Consider the following 21385-nt stretch of genomic DNA (forward strand, 5'->3'; position numbering starts at 1 on the left):
CAGTAGACACCGCCGATACCCGATCCCGAACTCCCTCACCGAGACACAACCGAGACGGCTTCGATACTGGACCGACACCGCGTCGGAGCCCGTGTCGGACGTAACAGGGTGGGGACTCCGTATCGTTGTGGGCTGTCCGTATCCTGATCGCAGGGTGCGGGTTGCCCCTATGATGCTGCCAGAAAAAGACGCTGGAACCTCGAACGTTCCGGCCACAGAAGGAGGTGGACTGCCGTGCAAGGTCTGATTCTGCAACTCACACGAGCAGGGTTCCTGCTCCTGCTGTGGCTGTTCGTCTGGACCGTTCTGCGGGCGTTGCGCGGCGACATCTACGCCGGCTCCGGCGTCCGTGTGCCGCCCCGATATTCGCGCAGCGGCAATGTGCTGCCGTCGCTGGGAAAGACCAAGACGGCCAAGTATCTGGTGGTGACGCAGGGCGGCCTCGCCGGCACGCGCATCACCCTCGGCACCCAGCCCGTCCTCATCGGCCGGGCCGACGACTCCACCCTCGTTCTCACCGATGACTACGCCTCCACCCGCCACGCTCGGCTCTCCCCGCGAGGCGCCGACTGGTACGTCGAAGACCTCGGCTCGACCAACGGCACGTATCTGGATCGCGCCAAGGTCACCACATCTGTCCGCGTGCCGCTCGGTACCCCCGTACGGGTCGGCAAAACGGTAATCGAGTTGCGCCCGTGACCCTCGTACTCCGCTATGCCGCCCGCAGCGACCGTGGCCTTGTCCGTTCCAACAACGAAGATTCCGTGTACGCCGGGGCCCGCCTGCTGGCGCTCGCGGACGGCATGGGCGGGCACGCGGCCGGTGAGGTCGCGTCGCAGTTGATGATCGCGGCCCTCGCGCATCTCGACGACGACGAGCCTGGCGAAGACCTTCTCGGCAAGCTCGAGGCCGCCACCCGGGAGGGCAACGACTCCATCGCCGACCACGTCGAGGAGGACCCCGAACTCGACGGCATGGGCACCACGCTCACCGCAATCCTGTTCTCCGGCAACAAGCTCGGGCTCGTCCACATCGGTGACTCCCGCGCCTACCTGCTCCGCGACGACTCCCTCGCGCAGATCACCCGGGACGACACGTTCGTGCAGTCCCTCGTCGACGAGGGACGGATCACCGCCGAGCAGGCTCACACCCACCCGCAGCGGTCGCTCATCATGCGCGCCCTTACCGGCAACGAGATCGAGCCGACGCTGACGGTCCGCGAGGCGCGTGCGGGCGACCGCTACCTGCTGTGCTCCGACGGACTGTCGGACGTGGTCAGCGACGAGACCATCGAGAACACGATGCGGGAGGGCTCGCAGGACGAGTGCGCCGACCGGCTCATCGAACTCGCCCTGCGCAGCGGCGGCCCGGACAACGTGACGGTCGTCGTCGCGGACGTCATCGACCTCGACTACGGGCAGAGCCACCCCATCGTCGCCGGTGCCGCCTCCGCCGACGACGAAGAGGACACCCCGCCGCCCAACACGGCCGCGGGGCGTGCCGCCGCGATGCGTCCGCCGCGGGCCACCCCGAAGCGGGTCGTCCCGCAGGTCGAGGAACCGCCGACGAAGAAGAAGCGTCACCGCATGTGGTGGGCTGCACTCGCGCTCGGTCTGATCGTCGTGGTCGCCGTCGCTGCCTTCGTGGGGCGGGCTCTGGTCCGCAACAACTACTACGTCGGCGCCGACGGCGAACGCGTCACCGTGCTGCGCGGAGTCCCCGGCTCGGTGCTGGGTTACTCGCTGCAGGAAGCGAATCTCGTCGGCTGTGTCAGCGATGCCGGCGACCTGACGTTGATGTCGCCGACCGAATCGCCGAACGGGTGCACCATCCTCGAGGTCGACGACCTCCAGCCGTCCGCCCGCGAGCAGGTGCGTGCCGGGCTGCCCTCGGGCAAGCTCGACGACGTCCGCAACCAGATGACGCGGCTCGCCCAGAACGATCTGCTTCCGGTCTGCGAGTCGGAGTCGTCCACCACCACGACGACCACGCCGGCACCGACGCCGGCTCCCGTCCCGGAGACCACGCCGCCGCCCGCGCCTGCACCTGTTCCCCCGGCCGAGGTACCGCCCGCTCCGGGGCCGACCGCACCCCCGACTCCGACATCCACCCCGGCGCCGACCGTGACCCAGGTTCCCGGTCAGAACTGCAGGACGGCTAGCTGATGTCGGTCGCAAGTGCATCACCGGGGGCGCAGTTTCCCAGTCCACCCGGCGGGTTCGCGCCAGCCCCCGTCCAGTCGACGCGTCGGGGCACCGAGCTGATCCTGATCGGTTTCGCGATCCTGATCACGACTATCTCGCTGGTGCTGGTCGAGGCCAGCCAGGAACAGAGCATCACCTGGGATCTCGCCAAGTACGCCGCCGCCTATTCGGCGCTGTTCCTGATCGCGCATCTCGCGGTGCGCCGGTTCGCTCCGTACGCCGACCCGCTGATCCTGCCGATCGTCGCGCTGCTCAACGGCCTCGGACTGGTGCTGATCCACCGACTCGACCTCGCCGACGCACAGTCCGCCGCCTACTTCGGGTTGCCCGTGCCGTCGCCGGACGCCAACCAGCAGGTGCTGTGGACGACGCTGGCCATCGCCGGTTTCGTGGCGGTGCTGGTGCTGCTCAAGGACTACCGCCTCCTGGCCCGCTACAGCTACACGCTGGGCCTCGCCGGACTGGTGTTCCTCGCCATCCCGGCGATCCTGCCGTCCAGCTTCTCCGAGGTGAACGGCGCGAAGATCTGGATCCGCCTCCCCGGCTTCAGCATTCAGCCCGGCGAGTTCGCGAAGATCCTTCTGATCATCTTCTTCGCGTCGGTGCTGGTCGCGAAGCGCGACCTGTTCACCACCGCAGGCAAGCACGTGTTCGGCATCGACCTCCCCCGCGCCCGCGACCTCGGACCCATCCTGCTCGCATGGATGGTGTCGGTGGGTGTGCTCGTGCTGGAGAAGGACCTCGGCACGTCGCTGCTGCTGTTCAGCACCGTGCTCGTGATGCTGTACATCGCCACCGAGCGCGTCGGATGGCTGCTGATCGGCGCCGGACTGCTCGGTATCGGCTTCTTCTTCGCCTACCAGCTGTTCGGCCACGTCCGGGTCCGCGTCAGCACCTGGCTCGACCCGCTGGCCGACTACAACAACACCGGCTACCAGATCTCGCAGTCGCTGTTCGGGCTCGCGACCGGTGGCGTCGCCGGAACGGGACTCGGCAGCGGACGGCCCGCCCAGGTGCCGTTCGCGAAGACCGACTTCATCGTCGCCACGATCGGTGAGGAGCTCGGTCTCATCGGTCTCGCCGCCGTCCTGATGCTGTTCCTGATCCTCGTCATCCGCGGTCTGCGCACCGCGCTGGCCGTCCGGGACAGCTTCGGCAAGCTGCTCGCGGCCGGTTTGTCGTTCACGATCGCGGTGCAGGTGTTCGTGGTGGTCGGCGGCGTCACCAAGCTGATCCCCCTCACCGGGCTGACCACGCCGTTCATGTCGTACGGTGGGTCGTCGCTGCTCGCCAACTATCTCCTCCTCGCGATCCTGATCAAGATCTCCGACGCCGCCCGTGAGCCGGCCGTCCCGAAGAAGAAGGGCCCCGCACCCATCGCCGACGCCCCGACCGAGATGGTGCCGCGCTCATGAACACACCTCTGCGCCGCGTCGCGATCGCCGTCATGGTGATGGTGGTCGCCCTCCTCGCCAACGCCACCTACGTCCAGGTCATCAAGGCGGACAACCTGCGGGCCGATCCGCGGAACTCGCGCGTGCTTCTCGACGAGTACTCGCGTCAGCGCGGTCAGATCTCGGCGGCCGGCCAGGTGCTCGCGGCGTCCGTCCCGACCGACGACCGCTACAAGTACCTGCGCACCTACCCGCCCAACCCGGCGGCACCGTCCAGCCCCCTGGCCAACGCACCGGTCACCGGTTTCTACTCGATGCAATACGGCAGCACCGGTCTCGAGCGGACCGAGGACCCGGTCCTCAACGGTTCCGACAACCGGCTGTTCGGACGACGCTTCTTCGACCTCGTGTCCGGGCGCGACCCCCGCGGCGGCAACGTGGTGACCACCATCAACCCGGTCATGCAGCAGGTTGCGTACGACGAGCTGACGGCGAAGGGTTACACCGGTTCGGTCGTGGCGATCGAGCCGAGCACCGGACGCATCCTCACGATGGTCAGCACCCCGAGCTACGACCCCAACTCGCTCGCCAGTCATGACGGCACCGAGACCACCGCGGCGTGGGAGGCCCTGAACGCCGACCCGGAGAAGCCGCTGATCAACCGTGCGGTGTCGCAGACGTACCCGCCCGGTTCCACGTTCAAGGTGGTGGTGACCGCCGCCGCGCTCGCCGCCGGAACCACCCCCGACACCCAGCTGACCGCGGCCCCGCAGATCACCCTTCCCGGCACCTCCACGACGCTCGAGAACTACAACGGCTCCACGTGTGGCGGTGCCCCCACCGCGTCGTTGCGTGAGGCGTTCGCGCGGTCGTGCAACACGGCGTTCGTCGAACTCGGAGTCAAGACCGGCACCGACGCCGTCAGCGACCAGTCCAGCGCGCTCGGCATCGGTGGGCAGATGCCCGGCGTCCCGTTCCCCGTCGCGGACAGCACGATCGGATCGATCCCCGACGACGCCGCACTCGGCCAGAGCAGCATCGGCCAGCGAGACGTCGCGCTCACTCCGCTGCAGAACGCGATGATCGCGGCTACCGTCGCCAACGGTGGCGTGCGGATGCAACCGCAGTTGGTATCCGAATTGCAGGGCCCGGACCTGTCCAACCTCGCGACCACCAACCCGGTCTCCGAAGGCCAGGCGATGTCGTCCCAGGTGGCGGCCACCCTGACCGACCTGATGATCGGTTCCGAGAACAACACCAGCGGCGAAGGCAAGATCCCGGGCGTCCAGATCGCGTCCAAGACGGGCACCGCCGAGCACGGGACCGACCCTCGGAACACCCCGCCCCACGCCTGGTACATCGGATTCGCACCCGCCCAGAACCCGACCGTCGCCATCGCGGTCATCGTCGAGGACGGCGGAGATCGTGCACTGGCCGCAACCGGCGGCTCGGTGGCTGCACCTATCGGCCGTGCCGTCATCGCAGCCGGACTACAAGGGGGCTGATTGTGGCACTGAACAACGGCGCGCTGATCGCCAATCGATACCGCCTGATCCGGCTCATCGCCACGGGCGGAATGGGACAGGTCTGGGAAGCGACGGACAACCGGCTCAACCGTCGTGTCGCGGTGAAGGTGCTGAAGTCCGAGTTCTCGTCCGACCCGGAGTTCGTCGAACGATTCCGCTTCGAGGCGCGCACCACCGCGCAGCTGAACCATTCCGGCATCGCCGGGATCTACGACTACGGCGAGGTCCGCGACGCCACCGGCGATTCCACCGCCTACCTGGTGATGGAACTCGTCAACGGTGAGCCGCTCAACGCCGTCCTCTCGCGGGTGGGCCGTCTCGCGGTGCCGCACGCCCTGGACATGCTCGAGCAGACCGGCCGGGCGCTGCAGGTGGCGCACGACGCCGGCGTGGTGCACCGCGACGTGAAGCCCGGCAACATCCTGATCACCCCCACCGGCCAGGTGAAGATCACCGACTTCGGCATCGCGAAGGCCGTGGAGAACTCGCCGATCACGCGGACCGGCATGGTGATGGGCACCGCGCAGTACATCGCCCCCGAGCAGGCGCTCGGACAGGACGCGACCGCGGCGAGCGACGTGTACTCCCTCGGCATCGTCGGCTACGAGGCGCTGTCCGGACGTCGCCCGTTCGTCGGCGACGGCGCCATCACCGTCGCGATGAAGCACGTGCAGGAGGCGCCGGCACCGTTGCCGAGCGACCTGCCGCCCAACATCCGCGAACTCATCGACATCACGATCGCGAAGGATCCGAGCACCCGTTACGCCAGTGGCGGAGAGTTCGCCGACGCCGTCGCGGCGGTCCGGGCGGGCAGGCGTCCCCCGCCGCCCGGCGTGTCGGGTACCGGGGCGGCGCGGGTGCTGCCCCCGCCGATGACCGGTGCAACCCAGATGATGCCGCCCTCGCAGACCGCATACGCGGGACCGGTCACCGGGCAGGTGCCGCCGGACGACTCGAACGGTGACGGCAAGAAGGGCGGACTGACCAGCGGCCAGAAGGCCGTGGCCTGGGGTGCGGGTGGTCTGCTCCTGCTGGCGGCGATCATCGGGCTCGCGCTCGTCCTGTTCGACGGTGGTGACACGAAGGAACCGACGTCGCCGGCGATTACGTCGTCGCTGCGGACGATCACGACGACACCGCGGCCGACGACCACCACGACGACCGAGGAACAGACGTACACCACCGAGCCGACGTACACGACGACCACCACCCAGCCGTTCACGACGACCACCACCCAGCCGCCGACCACGACGACGACAGAGCCGACGACGACTACCACCACGACCACCACCGCACCCACGACGACGACCACGACGACCACGTCGGAGGAGTCAACTACTCCGACCCCACAAGGACTGCCATGACGACACCGCGCAACCTCTCCTCACGCTACGAGCTGGGTGAGATTCTCGGCTTCGGTGGCATGTCCGAGGTCCACCTCGCCCGCGACGTCCGGCTCAGCCGTGACGTCGCGATCAAGGTCCTGCGCGCCGACCTGGCCCGCGACCCCACGTTCTACCTGCGGTTCCGCCGCGAGGCGCAGAACGCGGCGGCGCTGAACCATCCGGCGATCGTGGCCGTCTACGACACCGGCGAGGCGGAAACCGAAGCGGGACCGCTGCCGTACATCGTGATGGAGTACGTCGACGGCGACACGTTGCGGGACATCGTGCGCAGCGAGGGCCCGATGGCACCGCGCCGGGCGATGGAAATCATCTCGGACGTGTGCGCGGCGCTCGACTTCAGCCACCGCAACGGCATCGTGCACCGCGACGTGAAACCCGCCAACGTGATGATCAACCGTGCGGGTGCGGTGAAGGTGATGGACTTCGGCATCGCGCGAGCGATCTCTGACGCGTCCAGCCCCATGACGCAGACGGCCGCCGTCATCGGCACCGCCCAGTACCTGTCGCCCGAGCAGGCCCGCGGCGAGCAGGTCGACGCCCGCTCCGACGTGTACTCCCTCGGGTGCGTGCTGTTCGAGATCCTCACCGGCGAACCCCCGTTCAAGGGTGACTCCCCGGTCGCGGTCGCGTACCAGCACGTGCGGGAGGACCCGCAGACCCCGTCCGCGGTCAACCCGGACATTCCGCGTGAGCTCGACTCGGTGATCCTCAAGGCGATGAGCAAGAACCCCGCCAACCGCTACCAGACCGCCGCGGACATGCGCAGCGACCTGGTCCGGGTGCTCGGCGGGCAGCGCCCCAGCGCGCCGATGGTCATGAGCGACGAGGACCGCACCACGATCCTCGGTGCCGTCGACACCGGTGCGGGGAACTACCGGCGCCAGCAGTCACCCACCCCGGCCACCGCGTCGAAGACGGACGGCGGCGAGCCCGACAAGAAGAAGAACCCGATGCGGGTGGCGCTGATGGCGCTGGGCGCCCTCATCGTCGTCGGCATCGTCGGCGCGTTCCTGTGGTCCGTGGGACCGGGTTCGAAGGCCGATCAGGTGACCATGCCGGACGTCACGAACCAGGCCGCGGACGACGCCGAGACAACACTGCAGAACCTCGGTTTCCGCGTCGCCCGGCAACAGAAACCGGACGCCGTCGTGGCGACCGGCAACGTCATCACCACCCGGCCCGTCGGCGGGGTGCAGGTGGACGAGGGCAGCACGATCACCCTCGAGGTGTCGTCCGGACCCGAACAGGTGAAGGTCCCGCGGCTCGCCGGCCTCACCCAGCAGGAAGCGCAGCAGGAGCTGAACGCGGTGGGTCTGCGGCTCGACACCGCCGTCGCCCGCGCACCGTCCGACGTGTCCGACGTCGACAAGGTGATCGAGCAGAACCCGTCCTCCGGGGCGAGCATCTCCCTCGACTCCGAGGTCGCCGTCACGCTGGGCACCGGGCCGGAGCAGATCCGCATCCCCGACGTGACCGGCCAGAAGGTCGAGGTCGCGCAGGCCAACATCGAGGGTGCCGGATTCAAGGTGCAGATCCAGAACATCGATTCCGGTGTGCCGAAGGGCCAGGTCGTCTCCACCGACCCCGTCGGCGGCTCCACCGCAGCGAAGGGCGACACCATCCAGATCCGGGTGTCGAACGGCAACAACATCGAGATGCCGGACCTGACCGGCAAGACGGTGTCGCAGGCGCTCGCCGAGCTGCGCAGCGCCGGCTGGAGTGGGTCGTCGAGTTCGATCAATCAGACGCAGACGTCCACCCTGGACCCGGAGATGGTCGGCAAGATCATCAGCCAGGAACAGCCGCCGGGATCGGAGATCACCAAGAACGGTGTCGTCTCGGTCAGTGTCGGCGCGCTGGGCATCCCGCGGTAGGCGGCTCCGCCGCCTGTGCGCCTTTCTGGTTGCGGTAGCTACCACAAAGGCGCACGGGCGCTAGGCGCCCAGCGCCTGCGCGACCTCGGTCTCGAGGGTGGCGACGAGGGATTCCTTCGGGGCTTCGCCGCAGACGGTGAGCCAATTTGCGAGCATGCGGTGCCCACCCTCGGTGAGCACGGACTCCGGGTGGAACTGGACGCCGTGGATCGGCAGTTCCCGGTGCCGCATCGCCATGACGATGCCGCTGTCGGTGTGGGCGGTGACCTCGAGTTCGTCCGGGATGGTGTCTTCCAGGACGGTCAGCGAGTGGTAGCGCGTGGCGGTGAACGGGTCGGGCAGACCCGCGAGAACGCCCTCGCCGGTGTGGTGGACGACGCTGGTCTTGCCGTGCAGGAGTTCGGGTGCCCGGTCGACGGTCGCGCCGAACGCGGCCCCGATCGCCTGGTGTCCGAGGCACACCCCGAGAAGCGGTGTCTCGGCGGCGGCGCATGCCGTGACCAGGTCCATCGTCGCGCCTGCCCGCTGCGGTGTGCCGGGGCCGGGGCTCAGCAGGATGCCGTCGAACTCGGCCGCGGCCGCCGCGACGGCATCGGGCCCGGTGAGGTTCGGGTCGTCGTTGCGCCAGACCACGGCCCGGGTTCCCAGCTGTCCGAGGTACTGGACCAGGTTGAACACGAAGCTGTCGTAGTTGTCGACGACGAGAATCCTCATGGAAGCAGGGTATTCTGCCCGCCTCGTGCGCTGCACGGCCGGGGACCGTTCAGGTCAGTGCCCCGCGTAACCGGGCACGGTGAGTTGGCCGGACGCCGCCTCCGAATAGCCGAGGCCGAACCGCGACGCGTATTGCTTGAACACCCGGATTCCGGGTTCGTTCGCGAGCGCCGCCTCCAGTCGCGTGGGGTCCCCGATCGCTGACATCACGTACGGCGGGCTGTAGGTGCGGCCGTGCAGCAGCAGGGTGTTGCCGATGCAGCGCGGCGCCGACGTGTTCACGATCCGCTGGTCCTGCATGCTGATCGCCTCGGCGCCACCCACCCACAGCGCGTTCAGCACGCTCTGGACGTCCTGCTGGTGGACGACGAGATCGTCCGGGGACGCATCGACGGGGTATTTGCCGTCCGCGTCGCGGGGGGCGTCGGTGAGGGTGACGGTGACGCCGGGACCGGTCATCGGCGTGAGTCCGGCATCCGTGGCGAGCGCCTTGGTGTCGGCGAGCGCCTGCGCGACACCGCTGTCGGACGCGGCGGCGTCCTGCTGCAGCGACTCGACCTGCGCCGCGAGCCGGTCGCGGGTCTCGGCCACCTGGTCGGTCTCGGACTGCGCGTTCCGCACGAGGTCGGACAGCCGGGTGGAATCGCCGGCGCGGATCTCGTTGCCGTGCGACACCTGACGGGTGGTGGCCACCAGCAGACCGGCCACGAGACACACCACCAGCACCGCGATCCGCCAGAAGATCGACCTGGTCACCGGTGTTTCCGTCCCCTCGTCCTCGCCGCGCGAATCGCGGCTACGTTAGCGTGTATACACGCAGGTATTTCCGAATCTACCTGCCCACATTCCCGTAGAGCCGCACGAACGAGGACGTCATGCCGAAGTCGAAGGTCCGAAAGAAGACCGATTACACGATCAACCCTGCGAGCCGCACCCCGGTGAAGGTGAAGGCCGGCCCCTCGAGCACCCTGTACGTCTCGGTGATGCTCGGGTTCATGCTGGTCGGGCTGGTGTGGCTGCTCGTCTACTACCTGGCCGCCGACCAGCTCGACTGGATGAACAACCTCGGTGCGTACAACTTCCTCATCGGATTCGGCTTCATGGTGGTCGGTCTGATCATGACGATGCGCTGGCGTTGACGATCACAATTACACCGATGTCATTCATCCCCAATGTGGACAACCCCTGTGGATAGCCGCAGGTCGAGTGCTGATGTCTGCTGACGAGGCGCCGTTGGAGTGGTCGACGCCCCTCGGCGCGGTGATAGCGCTCGCTGCGGGCGGAGTCGCGTTGGGGGTCGCGGGACTTGCCGTGTCGACCGAGCCGGCGGGCCGTGTTCTCGTGTGCGTCGCCGCCCTCGGGCTGCTGCTGACCGCCGCGTCGGCGCTCCGGCAACGCCCCCGTCTCGCCGTCGACAAGGAGGGCGGCGGGATCGTGGTGAACCGGCTGAGAGGCCGCCACAGGTATGCCCGCTCGGAGATCGACCGCGCGCGGCTCGTGCGCTACCCCCGGCTGGGTCGCCGGGTGCCGATGCTCGAGATCGACGTTCGCACCGAGGACGGCACCGAACGCCTCCTGATTTTCGGCCGCTGGGATCTCGGCACCAATCCGGAGGACGTGTTCGATGCCCTCGCGGTGCATCGTCTGGTGGGCCGGGGTCAGTAGCCGAAGCTCGCGCGGAGCTGCAGGGTGCGGACCGCGATGACGGCCAGTGGCACCAGCACCACGACGCCGAGGCAGATCCAGCCGACGGTGATTGCCTTCTCCCGGTTGTTCCCCGCACCCAGCAGCTGGGGTCCGTAGAGGATTCCCGCGGTGGCCGCGGCTCCGGCGACCAGGCCGCCGAGATGCCCCCACAGTGAGATGCCGGGGATCGTGATGCTGATGATCACGTTGACGGCGATCACCGAGATCACCGGTGCGGGGCTGCGTCGCAGCCGCAGGAGGATGACGGCCTGAGCGCCCATCAGTCCGAAGACGGCGCCCGACGCCCCCGCGGTGACCGCGCCGAGCTGGAACAGCATCACTGCGGCGGAACCGCCGAGCAGGGACACGAAGTACACGCAGGCGTAGCGGGCGCGGCCGAGGACCAGTTCGGTGTCGCGGCCGATCACCCACAGCGCGAACATGTTGACGGCCAGGTGAATGATGCCGAAGTGGAGGAATCCGCTGCCGAGCACGCGGACGATCTGCCCGTCCACGACAGCGGGTGGGAACAGCGCCCAGTCCGCGAAGAGCTTCGATCCCGCCTGGTTCTGCATGATGCTGCGGGACTGCGCCGCGGTGATCAGGAAGATGCCGACGTTCACGGCCATCAGGATGTACGTCACGAGCGGCACCGCACGCTGCGTGGTCACGGCGCCGGCGACGTTGCGAACCTGAGGGACATCACGCTGCCCGGCGGCCACACAGTCGACACACTGGTAACCGACGGCTGCTTCGCGCAGGCATTCGGGGCACGCGGGACGACCGCACCGATTGCACGACAGTGCAGTGGGCCGATCGGGGTGGCGGACGCACCGCGGCTGGGGCGGAGTGCCCTCGTTCGCGGCACCGCCCCAGCCGGGGTTGGTCATGTGCTGCGGTTCCCTACGCGATGGTGACGCTGTTGATCACGACCGGCTCGAGCGGACGGTCCGCGCGATCGGTGGCGGTGGTCGAGATGGCGTCGACGACCTTCTTCGATTCCTCGTCGACGACCTCACCGAAGATGGTGTGGCGACGGTTGAGGTGCGGGGTCGGGCCGGTGGTGATGAAGAACTGCGAACCGTTGGTTCCCGGGCCGGCATTCGCCATGGCCAGGATGTACGCGCGGTCGAACTGCAGTTCCGGGTGGAACTCGTCGCCGAATTTGTAGCCCGGGCCGCCGGCGCCGGTGCCCGTGGGGTCGCCGCCCTGGATCATGAATCCGTCGATGACGCGGTGGAAGATGGCGCCGTCATAGAACGGTCCGGAGTCGGTGCCACCGGCGTTGGTGGTGCTGTAGTCCTTCGAACCGTCGGCGAGGCCGACGAAGTTCTCGACGGTCTTGGGCGCGTGGTTGCCGAACAGCGCGATCTTGATGTCGCCGCGGTTGGTGTGGAGCGTTGCGGTTGCGGTCTGATTAGGTGAAGTCACACCACCATGTTGCCATTGTGGGGTTCCGTGTGGTTCCGCCGCGGTGACTCGAGTCCTTCGGATCGGTTCGTGCTCCCGGTTCTTGTGACAAAGTGGGGACATGACACGAGCGACGGAGTCCCTCACGAATCTGCTTCCGACCGAACGCGCCGAGACCCTGCAGGAGCAGGTCTCCGAACGAGTCGAGACCGCTCTGGCCCACGTCGAGGATTCGGCTTCCCGCGTCAAGGAATCCGAGGCTGTCGATCAGGCGCGGCGCTACGCAAGCTCGGCGGCACTCGCCACGGCTCGCGGTGCCGGCCAGCTCAGTCTGTTCCTCGGCCGTCAGGGTGCCTCGCTGGCCAAGAAGGGCTACGAACGCGCCCGGACCGTGCCGGTGAAGAAGGTCGCCCGGGATGTCGTTCGTCCCCTGACCTCGGCCGTGGCGCCGGTCGAGGAGAAGAAGTCGCGGAAGGACCGTCGCATCGCGATCATCGTCCTCGTGGGTGCCTCTGTGGCCGGGGGGGCGGTGTTCTTCAAGAGCCGCCGCCGCGAGCAGCCGCGGGTCGCGTCCGCTCCCCCGAACCTGCGCGACCTCGACAGCACGAACACGCAGGAGCCCACGCCGCCCACGGCGACGAAGCCCCTCACCGCAACTGACCCGTCACTCCCCGGCCAGTAGGGCGCGCGCTCGCTCGGTGTTGTCCGGCGCCAGCCGGGCGGCTGCAGGATCGGTCGGCACGGTCTCCGGCATCTGCGAATCCTTTCGTTTCACGGCTTGTACCAGGGGTATCCCGCAGGCAGATGCGCACCAGCGCGAGGATCCGTTCCGAGGAGCAGACATGACCGCCAGACGTATCGTCCACCGTATCGCCGCCGTCGCGTTTCCGATCGCCGCCACCGCGGCTGTGCTGACGGCCGGCCCCGCCGGCGCCGACCCGCCCCACCCGTTCGGCGGACCGGCTCTGACCATCGGATGTCCGAACCAGGGCAGCCTGATGTCGTTGACGGCGCTCACCGGACAGTCCGGGCCGGAGGCGTCACCGCCCATCGCCGACGGCGACATCCGCTTCGAGTCACGCCCCGCCGCACCACCGATTCCGGCAGCCGCGCAGGTCACCGTGGCCTGGGTCAACACCGACAGCGGACGGTCGGGGATCGTGAACCTCGGCGGCGTCTACCCCTTCCTGTACGCGACGGTGAACACCGGCGTCGGGAACGTGGTGGCGACGGCGTTCGGATCGATCAACTTCGGCAGTAGCCCGATCTGCCAGGCGAACCCGGCCATCGGCACGTTCATTGCCTGAGTTCGGCCGCGTTGCAGCCGAACCGGCGCCGATAGTCGGCCGGTGCGACGCCGACCACCCGGTTGAAGTGGTGACGTAGAAGCGCACCGGACCCGAATCCGCTGCGTCTCGAGATCGCCTCGAGACCGAGGTCGGTGCCCTCGAGTAGCTGCCGCGCGTAGAGGACCCGCTGCGTCGTCAGCCACTTCACGGGGGTGGTGCCCGTCTCGGCCGCGAACTTGCGTGCGAAGGTGCGCGTCGACATGGACGAGCGCGCCGCGAGCTCGTCGACCGTGTGCGGCAGCTCGAGATTCTCGCTCATCCACGCCATGGTCTCGCTCAGACTGTCCGACGTGCACGCGACCACCGGCTGTTCGATGAACTGCCGCTGTCCCCCGTCACGTTGCGGCGGCACGACCATCCTGCGGGCGATCGTGTTGGCGACGGTGGAACCGAGCTCCCGGCGGACCACGTGCAGGCAGGCGTCGATGCCTGCCGCGGTGCCCGCACTGGTGACGAGGTTGCCCTCGTCGACGAACAGGACGTCGGGGTCGACGGTTGCCGTCGGGAACCGGGTGGCCAGTTCGTCGACGTACTCCCAGTGGGTGGTGCACTTGCGCCCGTCCAGCAGTCCCGCCTCGCCGAGCAGGAATACACCCGAGCACAGGCTGAGGACGATGGCACCGGCATTCGCGGCCGCACGCACCGCGTCGAGCGCCTCCACCGGGAAGTCGGACTGCGCCCCCGGCGGCGGGACGACGACGAGATCTGCGTCGCGCAGGAAGTCCAGCCCGAAGTCGGCGGAGAGCGTCAGTCCCGGTGTGATCGACGCGAGCGGTTCGCCGGGACGGATCCCGCAGATCCGGAAGTCGAACGGCGGAACCCCGTGTTCGGTGCGGTCGATTCCGAACACTTCACAGACCACCCCGAACTCGAACATCGAGACACGGTCGAGGAGGAGCGTCGCGACCTTGGAGATCATGACCCCAGTCTAATTGGCGACATCTTGTCGGACCATGTCGGAACGGCCAGTCATTCGCGGACCGGCCCACAGATCGACACGAGCGCACGCGCCAGCGTGGCCTGATGCAGCGGGTCGAGGCGTTGTTCGGCCACCACCGCGACCGTGGCGTCGACGAGCGCGGGCACGCACCCCGGACCGGCGAGCACGGCCTCTTGTTCGCGCAGCTGCAGGAGTATGTCCGAGTTCTGGCGGTCGATCACCGGACGAACCTGTGTCAGGTCGGGCCGGACAATCGGCGCCGCACCGGGCGCGACGCTCCACCAGGCGAAGAGGGCCCGCTGCACCTCCTTGTTGGCCTCGATCTGGTCCCGGAAGACCTGCTGCACCCGCCCCGCGCTCAGGCCCTCGTCGGCGGCCTGCGTGGCGACCGCATTCAGAACCTGCGCGTCGCGCGCGGGATCGTCGATCGGTGACGGGGTGCCCCACTTGGCCGCCGCCACCGCGTCGGCCGTGGCGAGGCGCAGCGAGACCGCCCGGGCGATCGGTTCCAGTGGTCGGGTCTGCGCACCCGCGGGCGCGGTACCGCCTGCCGTCAGTAGCCCGAGCATCACCGCGGCGACGGCCGCGCGGCGGGCGAGTGCTGGCCGGACCGTGGTCATGGTGCGAGTGTAGGGCCGGTCAGTCGTCCAGCCCGGCGACTCCGCGTTTCCAGTACCCGGTGAACAGCGAATCCATCCGGTCCCGGCTCCACGCGCGCAGAGGCTTGATGTCGGTCGCCTCGCCTGCCGCGAACAGGAAGGAGCGGCCGTCGGGCAGATCGAGCGACTGCACCGTCGACGCCAGGGCGGACTCGCTGCCGTCGTGCACGAGCCACGTCACGTCCACGTTCTCGCGCACGGCCAGCGGGTAACCGTGCTCGATGTCGTCGTCGGTCTCGATCACGACGTGCGCCGAGACGTCGGCCGGGGATTCGTCGAGCCACCGCGCGACCGCCGGAAGCGCGGTGGAATCGACCGCGAAGACGTAGTGGTCGAAGTTGTGGGCGAATGTCTTCGCGCCGGGCGGTCCGGCGATGGTCACGTCGTCACCGATCGCGACCGTCCTTACCCAGGAGGACGCGAGCCCGCCCTCGTGCAGCACGAAGTCGAGGTCGAGTTCGCGGGCGTCGGCGTCGTAGCGGCGGACGGTGTATTTCCGCGTGGTCGGGAGCGGTCGCGGCCAGTCGAGCATCATCGCGTCGTTCACCACCGGGACGCGGCGGGTGCCGTCCGGATCGGGGAACACGATCTTGACGTGATCGTCGGCCTGGTAGGTGTGGAATCCGTCGAGGCCGGGGCCCCCGAGCGTCAGACGCACCATGCGGGGTGTGACGTACTCGCGTGCACGGACCGTGACCGTGCGGACTCCGATCGGGTATCCGATGCGTGCGGTTCCCTCACCGGTCCGGTGGTGGGATGCGACGCGGCCGCGCGGGTCGAGACGTTCACGGGCTCCGGGATCGAGGGCAGTCATGAAGTAAGGGTAACCTCACCCGTTTCTGGTCCACACAGCAGCGTGCCCCGGACTCTTCCGAATCCGGGGCACGCTACTTCTGTATTTGTCCTTGTGGAGCCTAGGAGATTCGAACTCCTGACATCTGCCTTGCAAAGGCAGCGCTCTACCAACTGAGCTAAGGCCCCGTTACCTCGTGCCACACCTCATTGCCGCGAAGCAACTTGGACAGTCCGATCGCCACCAGCACTCCGGCTCCCACAAACAGGAGGACCTTCATGCGAATGACCTTTCACCGGCACCAGGGGTGGGCCTAGGAGGACTTGAACCTCCGACCTCTTCGTTATCAGCGAAGCGCTCTAACCGCCTGAGCTATAGGCCCCTGAAGTCTGGAAACTCATCTCGCGCAGTTCCCTGAACCGAGTCGGAAGATTACCCCACCGGACCGGCAACTACCAAAACCGGTCCGGCGAGACGCTCTTTTCCCAGCTCAGCCCTCGTCGTTTTCCGCGTTCAGTCCCGGTCGGCGAGCGTCACTTCGACGCCCCCGACGAGGTCGGAACACAGGTTGTAGATGAAGGCGCCGATCGTCGCCAGTGCGGTGAACAACACCATGTTCGCGAGACCGATGACGGCGGCGTATCCGAAGACCTGCCCGGCCGTCACGAGCCCGTCAGAGCTCGACTCCGCGACGATATCGGTGAACGCGTTGTTCAGCCGGTCCCACACGCCCATCCCGTCCAGGACGACGTACAGCAGGCCGACGGCCACCATCCACACGAAGAACAGCGACACCGAAATGACGGACGAGATCTTCAGCGTCGACCACGGATCGATCTTGCGGACCTGCACCGTCGCCCGGAGAGCCTCGCCCTCCTCGACCCGCTGCGGGGCCACGGCGACCTTCGGCTGCTGACCCGCGGCCGCTGCCCCGGGCAACGGGTGCTTGGCCTCGGACAGGTCCGGCATGTCCTTGGGGAGCACGTCCCGGTTGATGTGCCGGGTGGGTCCGTCGATCGCGGACGCCTTCGCCTTCGCGGCCTCCCGCTGAGTCACGGCACCGGCCGCGGCGGCACCGGACACCGCGCCGACCGCTGCCGTGGCCGCGGTCGAGGACGGTGTGCGATCGGGCTGCTTGGGCGCGGGCTGACCCTTCGCCGGCGCCGACGGGTTCTGCGTGGGCGCCTTCTGGGTGGGCACGGCCTGGGTGGGAGCACCCGAGTTCTGCGTGCCCGGGGGGCGCTGACCCTGCGCGGGAGCGCCCTGGGGCTGTGTCTTCTGCGTCGGAGCGGTCTGCGGTTTCTGGACGTCCTGACCGGCGGGAGCCTTCGCTGCCGCGGCACCCGCCGCAGTGGCTGCGGTCGCACCGTTGGACGGGTTCGGCTGACCCTCCCGGCGCGGGGCACCGGCCCCACCCTGCACGGGCCGCTTCAGGTTGGTCTGCGGCTCACGCTGCATTCCCCGCTGCCACGGCGGAGCCTGATTTCCCCGGATGGACTCGGTGGGAGCACCGCCCGCGGGAGCCCGGTTGCCGGACGCCTGCTGCGGCGGGTCCTGATGCCCGGGAGCCTGCTGATTCGGAGCGTGACCCTGCTGCGACGGCGGCACGGGCCTGCCCTGCGGGGTCTGCGTGCGCGGACCCTGATGCTGGGGCGTCGACGGCGACCGGGCCGGATCGGCCGGAGCCTGCCGATCCGGTCGCCCGTCGGGAGCACCACCCGGCCGGGCAGCCGGCCCCGCCTGAGCGGGGCCACGACCGGCTGACGCCAGCGGCCCCTGCGGCGCGGAACCCTGCTGCGGGTTCGGTCGCGCCGACCCGTTCTGGGGAGTGCGGGAGGCCTGCTGCTCGGATGGCGCCTGATTGGCGGAACCCGGGTTCTGCCGGTCACTGCCTGGCTGGTTGGGAGTGCTCACTAGGACTCCTTAGCTCCTTTGCCGCTGCTCTCGGCGTTGTCGTCGGGTTCGTCCGGTTCGTCGGCATTGCGCGCGATCGCGAGCAGGGTGTCGCCTTCCCCGAGGTTCATCAAACGAACCCCCTTGGTCTGCCGACCGGCCTTGCGGACCTGCTTGGCGGCGGTGCGGATGACACCACCGCCCGACGTGATCGCGTAGAGCTCGTCGTCGTCGTTCACGATGAGCGCTCCGACCAGGGTGCCACGTTTCCGGTCGTACTGGATCGTGAGTACACCCTTTCCGCCGCGACCCTGGACCGGGTAGTCCTCCATGCCGGTGCGCTTCGAGTAGCCACCCGACGTCGCCACCAGCAGATAGGTGCCTTCGCGCACCACGTTCAGCGACAGCAGTTCGTCGTCACCGTTGAATCGCATGCCCTGGACGCCGGACGTGGCGCGGCCCATCGGTCGCAGCGCCTCGTCGGTGGCGGAGAAGCGGATCGACTGTCCCTGTGCGGAGACGAGCAGCAGGTCGTCGTCGGAGGAGCAGAGGACCGCGCCGACCAGTTCGTCCTCACCGCGCAGGTTGATGGCGACGATGCCGCCGCTGCGGTTCGAGTCGAAGTCGGTGAGCTTGGACTTCTTCACCAGACCGTTGCGTGTGGCGAGAACCAGGTAGGGGGCGTCCTCGTACGTCTTGATCTGGATGACGCTCTGGATGCGCTCGTCGGGCTGGAACGCGAGCAGATTGGCCACATGCTGCCCGCGGGCCGTGCGGCTCGCCTCCGGCAGCTCGTACGCCTTGGCCCGGTACACGCGGCCCTTCGTGGTGAAGAACAGCAGCCAGTCGTGCGTGGAGCTGACGAAGAAGTGCGAGACGATGTCGTCCTGCTTCAGCCCGGCGCCCTGCACACCCTTGCCGCCGCGCTTCTGCGAGCGGTACAGGTCGGTCTTGGTGCGCTTGGCGTAGCCGGTCTCGGTGATCGTGACGACGACGTCCTCGCGGGCGATCAGATCCTCGTCGGCCACGTCGCCGTCGGCCGCGATGATGCGGGTCCGGCGGTCGTCGCCGTGCTTGTCGACGATCTCCTTGAGCTCGTCACGGACGATCCGGCGCTGACGCTCGGGCTTCTCGAGGATGTCCTTGAGGTCGGCGATCTCCCGCTCGATCTCGGCGAGTTCGTCGATGATCTTCTGACGCTCGAGGGCGGCGAGGCGGCGCAGCTGCATCGCGAGGATCGCGTCGGCCTGGATCTCGTCGACGGTGAGGAGCTCGATCAGGCCTGCCCGCGCGATGTCGACGGTCTGCGACGCCCGGATCAGCGCGATGACCTCGTCGAGGGCGTCGAGCGCCTTCACCAGTCCGCGCAGGATGTGAGCGCGTTCCTCGGCCTTGCGGAGCAGGTACTCGGTGCGCCTGCGGATGACCTCGACCTGGTGGGCGACGTAGAGCCGGATCATCTGGTCGAGGCGCAGGGTGCGCGGCACGCCGTCGACGATGGACAGCATGTTGCAGCCGAAGCTGGTCTGCAGCTGGGTGTGCTTGTACAGGTTGTTGAGCACGACCTTCGCGACCGCGTCACGCTTGACGGTGACGACGATGCGCATACCCGCGCGGTCCGAGGACTCGTCGTGGATGTCGGAGATGCCGGCGATCTTCGCGTCGCGCACCTGCTCGGCGATCGACGTGATCAGGTTGTCCGGGTTCACCTGGTACGGCAGCTCGGTGATGACGATCGTGGTGCGCCCCTTGGCGTCCTCCTCGATCTCCACCACACCGCGCATGCGGACCGAACCGCGTCCGGTGGTGTAGGCGTCGTGGATGCCCTGGCCGCCGACGATCAGGCCGTGCGTCGGGAAGTCGGGTCCCTTCACGCGTTCCATGACCGCGGTGAGGGTGGACTCCTCGTCGGCTTCCCAGTTCTCGAGCGCCCAGTAGATGGCCTCGGCGACCTCCCGCAGGTTGTGCGGCGGGATGTTGGTGGCCATACCGACGGCGATGCCGCCGGAACCATTGATCAACAGGTTGGGGATACGGCTGGGGAGAACTGACGGTTCCTGTGTACGACCGTCGTAATTCGGGGTGAAATCGACCGTCTCGTGGTCGATCTCACGCAGCATTTCCATGGCCAGCGGAGTGAGCCGGCACTCGGTGTATCGCATCGCGGCGGCGCCGTCGTTGCCGCGGGAACCGAAGTTGCCCTGGCCGTCGACGAGCGGGTACCGCAGCGACCACGGCTGGGCCATGCGGACGAGCGTGTCGTAGATCGAGGCGTCGCCGTGGGGGTGGTAGTTACCCATCGTCTCGGCGACCGGTCGCGCAGACTTCACATAACCGCGATCGGGCCGGTAACCGTTGTCGTACATCGCGTACAGAACGCGGCGGTGCACCGGCTTGAGGCCGTCTCGCACGTCGGGCAGCGCACGACCCACGATCACGCTCATCGCGTAATCGATGTAGCTGCTCTGCATCTCCTGCTGAATGTCGACGGGCTCGATGCGGTCGTGCCCCGGTCCCTCCGGCGGCAACGTTGTGTCAGTCATGAGCTCCTTCTTCTACTCGGCTTGACGTCTCCTCGCGGACTCGCGGTCCTGCACGACGTCGCGCAACCACCCGAGTCTATAGGTGCAGGTCAGCTGTGAGGGTGAAGGACTCGGGTGCGCTCATGAATCGGTGCCGCCGGAGTCGTCCGATCTACTGGAGTTCGAGCTCCCGGCCCTGGGTTTCGGCGGCGAGGGATTCGGCGGCGAGCATGTCGGCCTCGAGTTCGAGCTCGGCGGCGACGCGGTCGGGCGCCATCAGCAGGGCGGTGATCGGGATCGTGACCACGAGCATGCCCAGCACGAAGACGGGGAACAGGATCGAGAACACCTCGAGTCCGTCCGGGCGCGCCACGGCCGGGTCGACGGTGGCGCTCAGCCCGAACACGCCGGTGTAGTGCATGGCCACCAGTCCGGCGGCTACGACCACCGACGCCACGAGTCGCAGCGTGCGGGACTCGAGGGCCGAGATCGACCACATGATTCCGGCGCCGACGACCAGGCCGATCACGGCCGACGCTGCCGTCAGCAGGATGTCGGAGTGCACGGAACCCTGGATCTCGAGGGAGGCGACGATCGCGAGGTCCATTCCGGTGAAGCCGACGCCGAGGAGCACCGCACCGCCGGCGAGACGGCCGATCTCCACCGACGCGCTCGGCAGCCGGTGTTTCGTCGGCGGCGGGCTGATGATCAGCAACGCCACCGCGGCGGCCGCGACGGGCACCACGAACGAGACCGCGATCCACAGGACGTCGTAGCGCACTACGCTGCCGTAGACCTCGAACCCGACCATCGCGATGTAGTGCGGCAGCCAGGCGCCGATGCCGCCGATGGACAGCGCACCCCAGGCCAGCCAGAGGTACCGCTGCCTCGGGTTCGGCGCGGTCACCGCCTTGCGGGCGCTGGCGATCCCGACGAAGACGCCGATGAACGCCGTGACCGCGGCGAGGGCGACGATCCACGTGCCCATGGAGAAGTGCTGCAAGTCGTCCGACAT

The 21385-nt window shown here is 68.2% G+C and carries 20 protein-coding genes and 2 tRNA genes; 10 read left to right on the forward strand and 12 right to left on the reverse strand.

What is annotated here, in order from left to right; genetic code table 11:
• Positions 1-234 precede the first annotated feature (234 nt).
• From GO592_RS30995 to pknB, 6 genes are read left to right on the forward strand one after another with little or no spacing between them, the layout of a single operon-like run.
• Positions 235-699, forward strand: coding sequence for an FHA domain-containing protein FhaB/FipA (locus GO592_RS30995; RefSeq protein ID WP_005249074.1), 465 nt, complete (start codon positions 235-237; stop codon positions 697-699).
• The gene (locus GO592_RS31000; RefSeq protein WP_007301408.1) at positions 696-2165 is read left to right on the forward strand and encodes a PP2C family protein-serine/threonine phosphatase; all 1470 of its coding nucleotides are present in this window, start codon (positions 696-698) and stop codon (positions 2163-2165) included. Before GO592_RS30995 ends, GO592_RS31000 begins: the two co-directional genes overlap by 4 nt.
• On the forward strand, positions 2165-3619 hold the full coding sequence (locus tag GO592_RS31005; RefSeq protein ID WP_005249076.1) for an FtsW/RodA/SpoVE family cell cycle protein: 1455 nt from the start codon (positions 2165-2167) through the stop codon (positions 3617-3619). The genes GO592_RS31000 and GO592_RS31005 overlap by 1 nt, the downstream gene beginning before the upstream one ends.
• A complete protein-coding gene (locus GO592_RS31010) occupies positions 3616-5103 on the forward strand; it encodes a penicillin-binding transpeptidase domain-containing protein (RefSeq protein ID WP_005263445.1) in 1488 nt (495 codons plus the stop codon). Before GO592_RS31005 ends, GO592_RS31010 begins: the two co-directional genes overlap by 4 nt.
• A 2-nt stretch (positions 5104-5105) precedes the next feature.
• Positions 5106-6488, forward strand: a complete 1383-nt coding sequence (locus tag GO592_RS31015) for a protein kinase domain-containing protein (RefSeq protein ID WP_007301409.1) — start codon at positions 5106-5108, stop codon at positions 6486-6488.
• Positions 6485-8404, forward strand: coding sequence for a Stk1 family PASTA domain-containing Ser/Thr kinase (gene pknB, locus GO592_RS31020; RefSeq protein ID WP_007301410.1), 1920 nt, complete (start codon positions 6485-6487; stop codon positions 8402-8404). The genes GO592_RS31015 and pknB overlap by 4 nt, the downstream gene beginning before the upstream one ends.
• 60 nt (positions 8405-8464) lie before the next feature.
• On the opposite strand, the gene GO592_RS31025 is transcribed toward pknB, so the two are convergent.
• Entirely contained in the window at positions 8465-9118 is a 654-nt protein-coding gene (locus tag GO592_RS31025; RefSeq protein WP_005263451.1) for an aminodeoxychorismate/anthranilate synthase component II, read from the reverse strand.
• A gap of 54 nt (positions 9119-9172) precedes the next feature.
• Entirely contained in the window at positions 9173-9874 is a 702-nt protein-coding gene (locus GO592_RS31030; RefSeq protein WP_007301411.1) for a DUF881 domain-containing protein, read from the reverse strand.
• 119 nt (positions 9875-9993) lie between these two features.
• On the opposite strand from GO592_RS31030, the gene crgA reads away from it, so the two are divergent.
• Complete coding sequence (gene crgA, locus GO592_RS31035) at positions 9994-10257, forward strand: cell division protein CrgA (protein ID WP_007301412.1); 264 nt, start codon at positions 9994-9996, stop codon at positions 10255-10257.
• Positions 10258-10324: 67 nt separating this feature from the next.
• On the forward strand, positions 10325-10783 hold the full coding sequence (locus GO592_RS31040) for a PH domain-containing protein (RefSeq protein WP_007301413.1): 459 nt from the start codon (positions 10325-10327) through the stop codon (positions 10781-10783).
• Here GO592_RS31040 and GO592_RS31045 read toward each other — a convergent pair.
• Together GO592_RS31045 and GO592_RS31050 are read right to left on the reverse strand one after the other, a co-directional pair.
• Positions 10777-11694, reverse strand: coding sequence for a rhomboid family intramembrane serine protease (locus GO592_RS31045; RefSeq protein ID WP_007301414.1), 918 nt, complete (start codon positions 11692-11694; stop codon positions 10777-10779). The two genes, GO592_RS31040 and GO592_RS31045, sit on opposite strands and share 7 nt — an antisense overlap.
• 13 nt (positions 11695-11707) lie before the next feature.
• Positions 11708-12235 carry a peptidylprolyl isomerase gene (locus GO592_RS31050; RefSeq protein WP_007301415.1) on the reverse strand — a complete coding sequence of 176 codons (528 nt, stop codon included), beginning with the start codon at positions 12233-12235 and terminating at the stop codon, positions 11708-11710.
• Positions 12236-12335: 100 nt separating this feature from the next.
• Here GO592_RS31050 and GO592_RS31055 point away from each other — a divergent pair, with 100 nt between their 5' ends.
• Positions 12336-12896, forward strand: coding sequence for a hypothetical protein (locus GO592_RS31055; RefSeq protein ID WP_007301416.1), 561 nt, complete (start codon positions 12336-12338; stop codon positions 12894-12896).
• A 160-nt stretch (positions 12897-13056) separates the two neighbouring features.
• Entirely contained in the window at positions 13057-13521 is a 465-nt protein-coding gene (locus tag GO592_RS31060) for a hypothetical protein (RefSeq protein WP_039953083.1), read from the forward strand.
• Here the strand turns inward: GO592_RS31060 and GO592_RS31065 are convergent.
• The 8 genes from GO592_RS31065 to GO592_RS31100 form a co-directional block, all read right to left on the reverse strand.
• Positions 13511-14482, reverse strand: coding sequence for a helix-turn-helix domain-containing protein (locus GO592_RS31065; protein ID WP_007301417.1), 972 nt, complete (start codon positions 14480-14482; stop codon positions 13511-13513). The genes GO592_RS31060 and GO592_RS31065 overlap by 11 nt on opposite strands.
• A 50-nt stretch (positions 14483-14532) precedes the next feature.
• On the reverse strand, positions 14533-15123 hold the full coding sequence (locus GO592_RS31070) for a chorismate mutase (RefSeq protein WP_007301418.1): 591 nt from the start codon (positions 15121-15123) through the stop codon (positions 14533-14535).
• Between the two features lie 19 nt (positions 15124-15142).
• Positions 15143-15976, reverse strand: a complete 834-nt coding sequence (locus GO592_RS31075) for a siderophore-interacting protein (RefSeq protein WP_007301419.1) — start codon at positions 15974-15976, stop codon at positions 15143-15145.
• A 94-nt stretch (positions 15977-16070) separates the two neighbouring features.
• A tRNA-Ala gene (locus GO592_RS31080) sits at positions 16071-16143 on the reverse strand.
• Positions 16144-16263: 120 nt separating this feature from the next.
• Positions 16264-16337, reverse strand: a tRNA-Ile gene (locus GO592_RS31085).
• A 131-nt stretch (positions 16338-16468) separates the two neighbouring features.
• Complete coding sequence (locus tag GO592_RS31090) at positions 16469-17869, reverse strand: DUF3566 domain-containing protein (RefSeq protein WP_007301420.1); 1401 nt, start codon at positions 17867-17869, stop codon at positions 16469-16471.
• Positions 17869-20391 carry a DNA gyrase subunit A gene (gyrA, locus tag GO592_RS31095; RefSeq protein WP_005249092.1) on the reverse strand — a complete coding sequence of 841 codons (2523 nt, stop codon included), beginning with the start codon at positions 20389-20391 and terminating at the stop codon, positions 17869-17871. The genes GO592_RS31090 and gyrA overlap by 1 nt, the downstream gene beginning before the upstream one ends.
• Positions 20392-20542: 151 nt before the next feature.
• Positions 20543-21385: an MHYT domain-containing protein gene (locus tag GO592_RS31100; RefSeq protein WP_007301421.1), complete on the reverse strand. Its 843-nt coding sequence runs from the start codon at positions 21383-21385 to the stop codon at positions 20543-20545.

Origin of the sequence: Rhodococcus sp. 21391 (assembly GCF_016772255.1) — a bacterium.
Taxonomy (GTDB): domain Bacteria; phylum Actinomycetota; class Actinomycetes; order Mycobacteriales; family Mycobacteriaceae; genus Rhodococcus_F; species Rhodococcus_F opacus.